This window comes from Bifidobacterium pullorum subsp. saeculare, assembly GCF_016899725.1.
Classification (GTDB): domain Bacteria; phylum Actinomycetota; class Actinomycetes; order Actinomycetales; family Bifidobacteriaceae; genus Bifidobacterium; species Bifidobacterium pullorum_C.
In genome coordinates this window covers 103,463-116,066 of record NZ_JACLYU010000001.1, presented here as the reverse complement: position 1 = coordinate 116,066, position 12,604 = coordinate 103,463, and the positions used below count along the sequence as shown (strand labels likewise).

Below are 12,604 nucleotides of genomic sequence, written 5' to 3'. Positions count from 1 at the left end.
CGAGCCGGGCACGATGGTGCGGCCACCGCGCCCCCTTCCTATGATGCGATGCTGGCTTCGGTCCCGCACGCGGCGGTGCCGAGGACAACGCAAGCAAACTGTGATGCTCAGGGTGGCGGAGGGCTATGATGCAGCAATTCTCCTTGACGGCGAATAACGATTTCCTTGACCAGCAGGGGGCCGGGTGGCGCGCGGTGCGCCTTGGTGACCTGGTATTCCCCTCGGCGCCTGACCCGCAGGCCGGTCAGTATGCCGATGATTTCTGGCCGAGCCGTCATGAGGAGTACAACCGTCTGGAATGGGACCGGATGGACTGGACGGCCGTGCGCGACGAGCTGTTCGCCGCCGCCGGCACACTGAAGGCCGCTGAAGGCGATGTTGCCGGCAACGGCGCCGGTGAGCCGCCGGTCCCTGGGCACACAGACACGCTCATGGTGCGCCGCACACCCAGCCACGGCACGAACATCCTGAGCGCCGCCCACTCCCCCGTCGTCTCCGCCGCTCCTTGGGTGAACCCGGTGAATGACCGCGCGCTGGAACTCGAGTTCGACGTGCCCTCGATCCGCGAGCGTACGTTCCTGGAGATGTGGTTCGGTTACGGCGACCCCAGCGTGGAGGTGCGCCGCCGCGCCGACGGCCGCTTCGACGTCGGCTACGGCCAGCACCGCATCTGCGCGGTGGCCGATTATCCAATGCCGGCACGCGACCGCCGCCTCATGCGTCTGGGTGACGCCGGCTTCCTGCCACGCGGTCCGTTGGCGGACGGCATGCGCATCCCCGCCATCGTCCAAGACTGAGTCCTCACTGCCTCTCAGCGGAAACGGCACACCGTGTATTCGCCGATATCCGTGCAGGAGGCCAGCGGGTGGCGCGCCGTGGCCGACGGCGGCCGGCCGGCGCCGAAGGTCTGGATGACGGTGATGGAGCGCACGCCTGCCGGCAGGTCGTCCAGCGACCGTATGACGGGCACCGTCCCACGCAGCGGCGCATAGCCGCCCCAGGACGGTAGACCGCCTTCCGGTGCGATCAGCCGGTACCCGGGGCATGCGCGGTAATACCACCATGCGTCGGTGGCGGTGAACGGGTCGGCGGCCACCACGATGTCCCGCGCCGAGCAGGGCACCGCGGCGGCCACGGCGCGCGCATGGGGCGTGCGCGACTGCTCGTAGACGGTGTTGCCGTTGACGGCGAGCGCGATGTCACCGGCCACGACCATCGTCAGCACGCATGCCCATGCGCCCCAGCGCCGGCAGACCGCGGCCAGCCGGGCTGTGCGGCGGCTTCTGCCATCCCCCGCGGCCGCGACGCGGGCGGTCCCGTCCCCGCCGTCCCGCAGCGCCACGTCCGCGCACAGCACGCCGAGAAAGGCGTAGCAGAACGGCATGGCCATCACGGTGTAGCGCACCATCACCAGCACGCCGTATCCATGCATGAAAGGCTCGCGCACCGCCGCCACCAGAACGAGCAGCAGCACCGGTCCCAGCCACATCAGCGCCAGCATCCGCCACCGGCGGGGCACCTGCCGGCACGACGCCACGACCACGACGGCCACGGCCAGCAGTCCGAGCGTCACCAGACCCGTGGCATGCGCCGCGCCGAGACCGGTGAACCAGGCCATGACCAAATCCGCCAACGCGGCCGGCGTGAACGCGCCGTGCATCGCCGGCAGCACGGCATGCCCGAACTGGTCGAAGGCGGTCGGCAGCCACAGCAGGAACAGCACGACGGCCAACGCGTACGCGCCCAGCCACCGCCACGATGCCCGCTCACCGCTCCCGTCACGGATGGTGCGCACGAGCAGCCATATCGCCTGGGTGAGCCAGACCAACGCCATGAGATATTGCGTGAGCATGCCCGCGACCACGACGATGCCATACGCCACCCACCACAGCCAGATGCGACGGCGGGCGGAGGCTCCGCCGGCGTCCCGCTCGGCGCGCAACGCCCTGAGCATCGCGATGGTGCCCAGCACGGCGAGCAAAGCCGTCAGCGCATACATGCGCAGCTCATAGCCGTAGCGCAGGGTGAGGGGCCCGAGCACGAGGAACGGCAGAGCCAAGGCCATGCGCCGCGTTCCGGCGAGCATCGTCACCAGCCTGGCCGTGGCCACCACCGTCAGTTCACAGAGCGCGGCGCCCATCGCGCGCATCGCCGGCTCCGAGAACCCGAACACCGCGGTCCAGCCGCGCAGCAGCAGGTAGTACAGCGGCGGGTGCGCATCGACCGCCAGCATCGCCATCATCCGGGGGGAACGGCAGGGACAGCACCATCGTGGTGTAGCCTTCGTCGAACCACAACGAGCGCCCCACGCCCAGCAGGAAGGAGATCAGGGCGGCCGCCACGCCGCCCACCCACGGCAACGCCCGAGCCATCCTGGGCAATGCCCGGGCCATCCGCGCCGTCCCGCCGCCTGCGGTCCTCGAGCCGCCCGTCACGACCGGCCCCCTGCGCCGCGCGCCGTCGACTCCTCCTCGACCAGATAGTCGGGCCGTCGCTTCACCTCGGTGAACATGCGCCCCAGGTATTCGCCGATGACGCCCAACGCCAGCAATTGCACACCGCCGAGGAACAGCAACGCCACCAGCAGCGAGGCGTAGCCCGGCACGTCCACGCCGAGGGCCAGCGTGCGCGCCACGATGTACCCCGCGTAGCCCAGCGCCAGCACGGACACGGCCGTGCCGACGTAGGCGGCCACGCGCAGCGGCGCGGTGGTGAACGAGGTGATGCCGTCCAACGCGAGCCGCATCAGCTTCGGATAGTTCCATTTGCTGTGGCCGGCCGTCCGCGCGTCGCAGTCGTAGAGGAATTCCTTCTTGCGGAAGCCGATCCAGCTGAACAACGCCTTCGTGTTGCGGTTCGCTTCCCGCAGGCGACGCAGCGCGAGCACGCACCGGCGGTCGAGCAGACGGAAGTCGCCGGTGTCGGGCTGGATGGCGACCGGGCTCATCGCGGCCAACAGCCGGTAATACCACCGTGAGGTGGTGCGTTTGAACCAGCTCTCGCCCGCCCTCGACCGTCTGCGGGCGTACACGTCGTCGTAGCCTTCGCGCCACAGGTCCAGCATCCGCGCAATCAGCTCGGGAGGGTCCTGCATGTCCGCGTCCACGATGACGGCAGCGTCGCCCTCGGCCCGGTCCAGGCCGGCGAGCATCGCGCATTCCTTGCCGAAGTTGCGCGACAGGAACACATAGTCCGCGTACCCGCGGCGCTTGGCGTACGCGCCCACCAGGCCGCGCGTGCCGTCCGTCGAGCCATCGTCGACGAACAGCACCTCGTAGCGGCACCGGTCCGCCGGCCCGCGCGCGGCGAGCGCGTCGAGCCGGTCGAACGCCGCCGGCAGCACCGCCTCCTCGTTGTAGGTGGGCACGATGAGCGTGACGGTCGGCGTCATGGCCTCCCGTCCGCCGATGACCTGCGCTGGTCCCCCGGCCATGGCCGTTCCTTCCCCTCGGCGAGCCGGCCCCGAGCCGGCATCCTTGGTCTCCAGTGTGGTACGGCCAAGGTCGCGGGGCGGTCAGGGGACACACGGAAACGATCCCGGCCGCATCGAAGGCAGCCGGGGCGTTCCCCTAGGGGAGGGATGCGGGGGCGTCAGTCGGCCAGGCCGTATTCGGCGGCGATGACGCCCCAAAGCTCGTCGGCGGCGCGGTCGACGGTGTCGTTGACGATGACCACGTCGAACTCCGGTTCGGCGGCCAGCTCCACCTTGGCGGTCTCCAGGCGGCGGGCCTGCTGCTCGGGCGTCTCCGTGCCGCGGCCGGTCAGGCGGCGCTTGAGCTCGTCGAACGAGGGTGGCGCGATGAACACGTACACCACGTCCAGCCCCAGCTCGCGGGCGCGTTCGCGCACGCGGCGCGCCCCCTGCAGGTCGATCTCGAGCAGCGTGGGCACGCCGGCGGCCAGATGCTCGAGCACCGGCTTGAGCGGCGTGCCGTAATGCGCCATGCCGTGCACGACGGCGGTCTCCAGGAACTCCCCCGCCCGTTCGCCGGCGAGGAACTGCTCCTCGGTCATGAAGTGGTAGTCCACGCCGTCGGTTTCGCCGGGGCGCGGCGCGCGCGTCGTCGCCGACACAGACACCCACACCTCGGGATGCCGCTCGAGCAGGCGTGCCTCGACCGTGCCCTTGCCCACGGCGGTCGGGCCGGACAGCACCACCAGGCGTCCGCCTTTGCGGCCGGCCTGCGCCGATGCGGACGGCGGCACGGTGGTCGTCGTGGTCGTGGTGGTCGTGGTCATGCGTGGTGCTCCTTCGGTCCGGTCTCGTCGTCGTCATGGTGGTGGGGGTTCTCCGGCTGCGCGGTCGCCTCGAGCAGCGCCTGGCGGATGTCCAGCAGCACGGCTTCGGTGGCCTCCGTCAGGTCGGCGATGTCCGGGCCGTGCGTGGCGATGGCGCGCGACACCGTGACCAGCACATTGCCGCTGGTGCCGCTGAACACGTCGGTCAGGTCCTCGGCCTTCGCGCCCTGCCAGCCGTAACCGGGCGACAGGATCGGGCCGGTGAACTCGGCCGGGTCGAGGCCGGAGTCGTCGAGCCACTGGCCGATGGTGGCGCCGACGATGAGTCCGACGGAGCCCATGCCCTTGACGCCTTCGTTGTGCTTCTGCGCGGTGGCGGCGATGCCGTAGGCCACGGTTTTGCCCTTGTACTCGCCGTGCTGACGGATTGCGGTCTGCAGGCTGCGGCCCTCCTCGTTGGAGGTGAGGGAGGCGACGAACACGCCGCGGCCGTTGTCCAGGGCGTCGCCGATGAGATGGTTGAGGGAGCGGGCGCCGTAGTACGGCAGCAGCGTGATGGCGTCCGCCAGCAGCGGGGCGCCGGGTTTGAAGTAGGCGTCGGCGATCGCGGAGATCGTGGTGCTCAGCCCTCCGTGCAGGCAGTCCACGATGGTGATCATGCCCATCTCGCGGGCGGCGAACAGCACACGTTCCAAGGCGGCGAAGCCCTTGGAACCGTAGCGTTCGAACATCGGGGACTGGAATTTGACGGCGGCGGCGCGCCCGTTGGCGGCCTGGAGCATGCGCATCGCGAACATCTCGGCGCCGTCGGCGTCCACATCGTAGCCCCAGTCGGTGAGCAGACGCCGGTGGGGGTCGATGCCGACGCACAGCGGACCGTACTTGTTCATCGAATTGCGCAGGCGCAGGCCGAAGTCGGAGCGCAGCGCCTCCTGGGCATCCTCATGCGTGCTGGCGATCATCGTCATCGCGGTCCCATCCTTTCTCCTCGCCTTCCATGGTAGCCGCTGCGCAAACGGCGACGGGCGGGGTCGCCCCCGCCCGTCCGTCGTCATCCTAGTCGCCCGGCCTCAGGCCCGGGCGTCCTGCTGCTCCAGCTTGAAAAGCTGGGCGGAATGCTCCTGGATGCTCATGATCTGGTAGTCGTTGCGCTTGACTGCCTCGATGGCCAGCAGCACGGCGGAGAACTCGGTCATCGTCGTGAACTGCGGGATGTCGGCGGCGATGGCGGCGGCGCGGATCGAGTAGCCGTCGGAGCGGGAGCCGCGGGAGTTCGGCGTGTTGAGGATGAGGTCGATCTTGCCTTCCTCGATGAGCTCCATGACGTTCTTGCCGGTGGACCCCTCGGCGTGGCGCACCTCGACCGGGGCGTCCGGTTCGGAGTCCATGCGCGAGGAGATCTTGTCCACGATCTTCGCGTCGATGCCGTAGCGGCGCAGCACGGAGGCGGTGCCCTCGGTGGCCCAGATGTCGAAGCCGAGCTCCACCAAGCGCACGGCCACCATCGGCAGCTGGCGCTTGTCGGAGTCGTTCACCGAGACGAACACGTTGCCGCCGGTGGGCAGCCCGCCCTCGTAGGCGGCGAGCTGGCTTTTGGCGAAGGCGTGCGGGAAGTCGCGGTCGAAGCCCATGACCTCGCCGGTGGAGCGCATCTCCGGGCCGAGCAGCACGTCCACGGTCTTGCCGACCGGAGTGCGGAAGCGCTTGAACGGCAGCACGGACTCCTTGACCGCCACCTGCTGGCCGCGGTGCGTGATGCCGCCGTCGCCGACGGGCAGGAGCAGGCCGTTGTCACGCTGCTGCTGGATCGTCTCGCCGGCCATGATGCGGGCCGCGGCCTTGGCCAGCGCCACGCCAGTGGCCTTGGAGGCGAAGGGCACAGTGCGCGAGGCGCGCGGGTTGGCCTCGATCACATACAGCGTGTTCGCCATGAAGGCGTACTGCACGTTGATCAGCCCCTGCACGTGGCAGCCCTTGGCGATGGCGTAGGTGCCCTCCCGCAGGCGGCGGATCTGGTCGTCCGACAGCGTGCTCGGCGGCAGCGTGCAGGCGGCGTCGCCGGAGTGGACGCCGGCCTCCTCCACATGCTCCATGATGCCGCCGATGTACAGCTCCTCGCCGTCGAACAGCGCGTCGACGTCGATCTCGATGGCGTCCTGGAGGAACTTGTCGATGAGCAGCGGGGAGGGCAGACGGCCGGAGACGACCGTGTCGGCCTGGGCCTCCTCGAGCGCGCGCTCGACGTACTTGACCAGCTGCGCGTCGTCGTACACAATCTCCATGCCACGGCCGCCGAGCACGTAGCTCGGGCGCACGAGCACCGGGTAGCCGATGGCGTGCGCGGCCTCGCGCGCCTCCTCCAGGCTCAGGGCGGTGCCGTAGCGCGGCGCGTTCATATGCGCGTCCTTGAGGACCTGGCCGAACAGCTCGCGGTTCTCCGCCAGGTCGATGGACTCAGGCGTGGTGCCCAGGATCGGCACGCCGGCGTCCTTGAGACGCTGGGCCAGGGACAGCGGCGTCTGGCCGCCGAGCTGCACGATGACGCCCTTGACCGGGCCCATCCGCTTCTCGGCCTGGTAGATCTCGAGCACGTCCTCGAAGGTGAGCGGCTCGAAGTACAGGCGGTCGGAGATGTCGTAGTCGGTGGACACGGTCTCCGGGTTGCAGTTGACCATGATCGTGTCATAGTCCTTGCCGAGCTCCTGCACCGCGTGCACGCAGGTGTAGTCGAACTCGATGCCCTGGCCGATGCGGTTCGGGCCGGAGCCGAGGATGATCACGGCCTCGCGCTCGCGCGGCTTGACCTCGGACTCGTCGGCGTAGCAGGAGTAGTAGTACGGCGTGGCCGCGTCGAACTCGGCGGCGCAGGTGTCCACGGTCTTGTACACGGGGCGCAGGCCGTAGGCCCAGCGCAGCTCGCGCACGGTGTTCTCGCCGCCGTCGCCCAGGCCGCGCAGATGCGCGATCTGCAGGTCGGACAGGCCCGCCAGCTTCGCCCGCTTGAGGAGCTTGGGGTCGAGGACCTCGGCCTGGCGCACGGCCTGCGCGGTCTCGTTGATGAGCGTGAGCTGCTTGAGGAACCACGGGTCGATCTTGGTGGCCGCGAACAGCTGCTCGATCGTGGCGCCGCCCCAGATGGCGCGCATGAGCTCGAGGTAGCGGTTCTCGGTGGGGGTCCTGACGGCCTCGAGCAGCTGCGCGACCTCGTCCTCGGTCGGCTTGGCGCCGTCCCAGTTGAAGCCCATGTGGCGCTTGTCGATGGAGCGCATCGCCTTGCCGAGGGACTCCTGGAAGTTGCCGCCCAGCGCCATGGCCTCGCCCACGGACTTCATCGAGGTGGTCAGCGTCGGGTCGGCGCCGGGGAACTTCTCGAACGCGAAGCGCGGCACCTTGGTGACCACGTAGTCGATGGTCGGTTCGAAGGAAGCCGGGGTGGACTGGGTGATGTCGTTGCGGATCTCGTCGAGCGTGTAGCCCAGGGCCAGCTTGGTGGCGATCTTGGCGATCGGGAAGCCGGTGGCCTTGGAAGCCAGGGCGGAGGAGCGCGAGACGCGCGGGTTCATCTCGATGACGATGATGCGGCCGGTGTCCGGGTGCACGGCGAACTGGATGTTGCAGCCGCCGGTGTCCACGCCCACGCCGCGGATGATCGCGATGCCGATGTCGCGCAGCTTCTGGTATTCGCGGTCCGTGAGCGTGAAGCAGGGGGCCACGGTGATCGAGTCGCCGGTGTGCACGCCCACCGGGTCCACGTTCTCGATCGGGCAGACGACGACCACGTTGTCCTTGCGGTCGCGCATGAGCTCGAGCTCGAACTCCTTCCACCCCTCGATGCCCTCCTCGATGAGCACCTCGTCGGTGGGCGAATAGTGGATGCCGGCGCCGGCGATGCGGTGCAGCTCCTCCTCGTCGTGGGCGATGCCGGAGCCCAGGCCGCCCATGGTGAAGCTCGGGCGCACGACCAGCGGGTAGCCGAAGCGCTCCGCGATCGCGTCGACCTCCTCCATGCTGTGGGCGATCTCGGAGCGGGCGGATTCGGCGCCCGCCTCCTCGACGACCTTCTTGAACAGCTCGCGGTCCTCGCCGCGGTCGATGGCCTCCAGGGAGGCGCCGATGAGCTCGACGCCGTACTTCTTGAGCACGCCGGCCTCGCCCAGGGCCATCGCCGCGTTGAGCGCGGTCTGGCCGCCGAGGGTGGGCAGCAGCGCGTCGGGGCGCTCCTTGGCGATGATCTGCTCGAGGATCGGGACGGCGATCGGCTCGATGTACGTGGCGTCGGCCATCTCCGGGTCGGTCATGATGGTGGCCGGGTTGGAATTGACGAGGATGACGCGGATGCCCTCCTCGCGCAGCACGCGGCATGCCTGGGTTCCCGAATAGTCGAACTCGGCGGCCTGCCCGATCACGATCGGGCCGGAGCCGATGACCATCACGGATTTGATGTCGGTGCGCTTCGGCATATCACTTACCTTCCTTGTTGCTCTTCATGAGGTCGCAGAAACGGTCGAACAGATAGGCCGCGTCGTGCGGACCGGCGGCGGCCTCCGGGTGGTACTGGACGGAGAACGCGGGGATGTCCACGCACTGCAGGCCCTCGACCACGTCGTCGTTGAGGTCGATGTGGCTGACGAACACCTTGCCGTAGCGGCCGTTGCCGTAGGGCGCGGGCACCGGGTCGCCGACCGGCGCATCCACCGCGAAGCCATGGTTGTGGGCGGTGATCTCCACCTTGCCGGTGGTCAGGTCCTTGACCGGCTGGTTGATGCCGCGGTGGCCGAACTTGAGCTTGTAGGTGCCGAAGCCGAGCGCGCGGCCGAGCAGCTGGTTGCCGAAGCAGATGCCGAAGAACGGGTAGCCGGCGTCGAGCACCTGGCGCAGCAGCTCCACCTCGGGGCCGGCCTGCTCCGGGTCGCCCGGGCCGTTGGAGAAGAACACGCCGTCCGGGTCGATGGCCTTGAGCTCGTCGAAGCTGATCGTGGAGGGCACCACATGCACGCGGCAGCCGCGCTCGGCCATGCGGTGCGGGGTCATGCCCTTGATGCCCAGATCGACGGCGGCCACGGTGTACAGCGGCTCCTGGCCCTCGTACTCGCCGCAGGGCTCGACCACATAGGCTTGCTTCGTGGAGACCTCGTCGTACAGGGACATGCCGGCCATCTGCGGGGTGGCCTTGACGTCCTCCATGAGCTGGGCGACGGTGCGCACGTAGCCGGTGGCGGGGTCAATGAGCGAGTCGCCGGAGAAGATGCCGGCGCGCATCACGCCGGCCGAGCGCAGGTGGCGCACCAGCTTGCGGGTGTCGATGCGGGCCATGCCGACGATGCCCTCCCGGACGAGGTCGTCGTCGAGGCTGCCGTCGGCGCGCCAGTTGGACACGTTCGGGCTGGGTTCGCGCACGATGTAGCCGGCCACCCAGATACGGGAGGACTCGGGGTCCTCGTGGTTGACGCCGGTGTCGCCGATGTGCGGGAAGGTCTGCACGACGATCTGACGGTCGTAGCTGGGGTCGGTGAGCGTCTCCTGGTAGCCGGTCATGCCGGTGGCGAAGACTATCTCGCCGGTGGTGCGGCCCCTCGCGCCATAGGGCTCGCCCACATACACCTGGCCGTCTTCGAGCACGAGAACGGCATCGTCCTTGCCATAGGTCGGATTGTCGCTCACCAATTACCCCCTTGGTCTCTTTCGGGTATTCGTATCAACACTAGCATCATGGGCCGTTCGGCCCGCTGGGGCGCCGCCCGGCGGCGCCGGCGGACGTGGCTTCCGCTGGCGCGTGAGCGGCATGAAAAAGCCTCCCCGGGACGGGGAGGCCAAGGAATGGATCATTCGTCCGACTGCGGATCGGCGTCGGACGGATCGGCGGCGGACAGGTCGCCGGAGGAATCGGCGCTGCCCTTGCCCTCGCAGACGGCGGAGAGCAGGCCGTGGATGAAGGACGGGGAGCCTTCGTCGCTGAGCATCTTGGCCAGCGACAGCGCCTCGTCGATCGCCACCCGGTCCGGTACGTCGGCGTTGAACAGGATCTCCCACGTCGCCATGCGCAGGATGTTGCGGTCCACGACCGCCATGCGGCGCACCTTCCAGCTGGTGGAGTGCGCGTCGAGCGTGCGGTCAATCTGGCCGAGATGGTCGGCCACGCCGCGCACAATCTCGATGGCGTAGTCGGGCAGCGGCGTCTGCGCGCCGGGGTGCGCGATGCGCTCGTCGAGCAGGGAGAAGATGTCCTGGCCCTTCTCGTCCGCCTCATACAGGGTGTTCAGAGCCCGCTTGCGGGCGGTGGAACGTGCCATGGGAGCGTATCCGTCCTTCCAGTCTTGTCCGTCGATGGCGCCTGGCCCGGGGCGTGGCCCCGGGCCAGGCTTGCGGGGCATGCCCCCGCAGCGTCAGTTCTCGCGGCCGGTGTAGGAGCCGTCCTCGGTGTTCACCTTGACGCGGTCGCCCTCGTTGATGAACAGCGGGACCTGGATCTCGGCGCCGGTCTCGACGGTGGCCGGCTTGGTGCCGGCGTTGGAACGGTTGCCCTGCAGGCCCGGCTCGGTGTGGGTGACGGTCAGCACGATGGAGCCCGGCAGGTCGACGTTCAGCGGGGTGCCGTCATGGAAGGAGACGACGCAGTCGGTGCCCTCGAGCAGGAACTTGGCCTTGTCGCCCACGAGCTCCTTGGGGATGAAGATCTGGTCGTAAGTCTCCATGTCCATGAACACGAAGTTGTCGCCGTCCTCGTAGGAGTACTGGAGGGTGCGGTTGTCGACGGTTTCGAAATCGACCTTCATGCCGGCGTTGAAGGTCTTATCCACGATCTTGCCGGAGAGGACGTTCTTGATGGTGGTGCGCACGAAGGCCGGGCCCTTGCCGGGCTTGACGTGCTGGAACTTCAGGACGGTCCACAGCTGGCCGTCCAGGTTCAGGACGGACCCGTTCTTGATGTCGTTGGTAGTCTGTGCCACGTTACTCACCTATTTCTCGAAAGTGTGGAGGCAACCCCTAAAAATTGCCTTGGTCATTATGCCACCACCCGTGGAAGAACGGGGCGCACGCCCCTGAATATGCGGGAACCCCCGGGACCTTGGGGTCCCGGGGGTTCCTCCACGCGTTCTCAGGCGTCCATGACGCTCGCGCGATTCACATGAATCAGGCGAGGATCTTGGTCACACGGCCGGAGCCGACGGTGTGGCCACCCTCACGCACGGCGAAGGTCAGGCCCTCCTCCATGGCGATGGGCTGGATCAGCTCGACGGTGAAGGTGGCGTGATCGCCAGGCTGCACCATCTCGACGCCCTCCGGCAGCTCGATGACGCCGGTGACGTCGGTCGTGCGGAAGTAGAACTGCGGACGGTAGTTGGAGAAGAACGGCGAGTGACGGCCGCCCTCGTCCTTGGTCAGGACGTAGACCTCGCCCTCGAACTTGGTGTGCGGGGTCACGGAGCCCGGAGCAGCCAGGACCTGGCCACGCTCGACGTCCGTGCGGTTGATGCCGCGCAGCAGCAGACCGGTGTTGTCGCCGGCCTCGCACTCGTCCATCTGCTTGTGGAAGGTCTCGATGGAGGTGACGGTGGTGTTCTGGGTCGGACGGATGCCGACAATCTCGACCGGGGAGTTGACGGCGAGCTTGCCGCGCTCCACACGGCCGGTCACCACGGTGCCACGGCCGGAGATGGTGAACACGTCCTCGATCGGCATCAGGAACGGCTTGTCGAGGTCGTGGACCGGGGTCGGGATGTACTCGTCGACGGCGTCCATGAGCTTCTTGACCTGCTCGACCCAGTGCTCGTGGTTCGGGGCATCGTCGTGCAGCGCGCCGTAGGCGGACACGTGGATGACCGGGCAGTCACGGTCGAAGCCGTTCTCGTCGAGCAGGTCGCGGACCTCTTCCTCGACGAGCTCGATGAGCTCCTCGTCGTCGACCATGTCGCACTTGTTCAGGGCGACCAGGATCTTCGGCACGCCGACCTGACGGGCGAGCAGCACGTGCTCGCGGGTCTGGGCCATCGGGCCGTCGGTGGCAGCGACCACGAGGATGGCGCCATCCATCTGGGCGGCGCCGGTGATCATGTTCTTCACGAAGTCGGCGTGGCCCGGGCAGTCCACGTGGGCGTAGTGGCGCTTCGCGGTCTGGTACTCGATGTGCGCGATGTTGATGGTGATGCCGCGCTGCTGCTCCTCCGGAGCGGCGTCGATCTGGTTGAAGTCATACTCCGGGTTGACATCCGGGTACTCGTCGTGCAGCACCTTGGAGATGGCCGCGGTCAGGGTGGTCTTGCCGTGATCGACGTGGCCGATGGTGCCGATGTTGACGTGCGGCTTAGTGCGCTCGTACTTTTCCTTTGCCATTGATTGTCCTCCTGGACGTTCGTAGGGTTACTGG

Annotated in this window: 10 protein-coding genes; 1 reads left to right on the top strand and 9 read right to left on the bottom strand. The window is 68.3% G+C overall.

The features are described from left to right. Positions 1-125 precede the first annotated feature (125 nt). A complete protein-coding gene (locus H7U32_RS00480) occupies positions 126-797 on the top strand; it encodes a hypothetical protein (protein WP_204467071.1) in 672 nt (223 codons plus the stop codon). 14 nt (positions 798-811) lie between these two features. On the opposite strand, the gene H7U32_RS00475 is transcribed toward H7U32_RS00480, so the two are convergent. From H7U32_RS00475 to tuf, 9 genes are all read right to left on the bottom strand, one after another. Then, entirely contained in the window at positions 812-2,233 is a 1,422-nt protein-coding gene (locus H7U32_RS00475) for a glycosyltransferase family 39 protein (RefSeq protein WP_204467069.1), read from the bottom strand. A gap of 198 nt (positions 2,234-2,431) precedes the next feature. Continuing rightward, positions 2,432-3,433 (bottom strand): glycosyltransferase family 2 protein, encoded by a 1,002-nt coding sequence (locus H7U32_RS00470; RefSeq protein WP_239457373.1) that lies wholly within the window; start codon positions 3,431-3,433, stop codon positions 2,432-2,434. A gap of 158 nt (positions 3,434-3,591) precedes the next feature. Beyond that, a complete protein-coding gene (gene gmk / locus H7U32_RS00465) occupies positions 3,592-4,239 on the bottom strand; it encodes a guanylate kinase (RefSeq protein ID WP_204467068.1) in 648 nt (215 codons plus the stop codon). Then, entirely contained in the window at positions 4,236-5,201 is a 966-nt protein-coding gene (gene pyrF, locus H7U32_RS00460) for an orotidine-5'-phosphate decarboxylase (RefSeq protein ID WP_204467359.1), read from the bottom strand. Before pyrF ends, gmk begins: the two co-directional genes overlap by 4 nt. Positions 5,202-5,309: 108 nt before the next feature. After that, on the bottom strand, positions 5,310-8,699 hold the full coding sequence (gene carB, locus H7U32_RS00455; protein WP_204467066.1) for a carbamoyl-phosphate synthase large subunit: 3,390 nt from the start codon (positions 8,697-8,699) through the stop codon (positions 5,310-5,312). Position 8,700: 1 nt separating this feature from the next. Then, a complete protein-coding gene (carA, locus tag H7U32_RS00450) occupies positions 8,701-9,900 on the bottom strand; it encodes a glutamine-hydrolyzing carbamoyl-phosphate synthase small subunit (RefSeq protein WP_204467064.1) in 1,200 nt (399 codons plus the stop codon). A gap of 161 nt (positions 9,901-10,061) precedes the next feature. Continuing rightward, positions 10,062-10,529: a transcription antitermination factor NusB gene (nusB, locus tag H7U32_RS00445; protein ID WP_204467063.1), complete on the bottom strand. Its 468-nt coding sequence runs from the start codon at positions 10,527-10,529 to the stop codon at positions 10,062-10,064. 93 nt (positions 10,530-10,622) lie between these two features. Next, complete coding sequence (gene efp / locus H7U32_RS00440; protein WP_204467061.1) at positions 10,623-11,186, bottom strand: elongation factor P; 564 nt, start codon at positions 11,184-11,186, stop codon at positions 10,623-10,625. A gap of 184 nt (positions 11,187-11,370) precedes the next feature. After that, complete coding sequence (tuf, locus tag H7U32_RS00435) at positions 11,371-12,570, bottom strand: elongation factor Tu (RefSeq protein WP_204467060.1); 1,200 nt, start codon at positions 12,568-12,570, stop codon at positions 11,371-11,373. Between the last annotated feature and the right edge of the window lie 34 nt (positions 12,571-12,604).

Excerpts from the sequence above, each read along its gene's own strand:
- H7U32_RS00475 (WP_204467069.1), bottom strand. The coding sequence starts at position 2,233 with ATGCTGGCGGTCGATGCGCACCCGCCGCTGTACTACCTGCTGCTGCGC.
- carB (WP_204467066.1), bottom strand. The coding sequence starts at position 8,699 with ATGCCGAAGCGCACCGACATCAAATCCGTGATGGTCATCGGCTCCGGC.
- tuf (WP_204467060.1), bottom strand. The coding sequence starts at position 12,570 with ATGGCAAAGGAAAAGTACGAGCGCACTAAGCCGCACGTCAACATCGGC.
- nusB (WP_204467063.1), bottom strand. The coding sequence starts at position 10,529 with ATGGCACGTTCCACCGCCCGCAAGCGGGCTCTGAACACCCTGTATGAG.
- pyrF (WP_204467359.1), bottom strand. The coding sequence starts at position 5,201 with ATGATCGCCAGCACGCATGAGGATGCCCAGGAGGCGCTGCGCTCCGAC.
- gmk (WP_204467068.1), bottom strand. The coding sequence starts at position 4,239 with ATGACCACGACCACCACGACCACGACGACCACCGTGCCGCCGTCCGCA.
- H7U32_RS00480 (WP_204467071.1), top strand. The coding sequence starts at position 126 with ATGATGCAGCAATTCTCCTTGACGGCGAATAACGATTTCCTTGACCAG.
- H7U32_RS00470 (WP_239457373.1), bottom strand. The coding sequence starts at position 3,433 with ATGGCCGGGGGACCAGCGCAGGTCATCGGCGGACGGGAGGCCATGACG.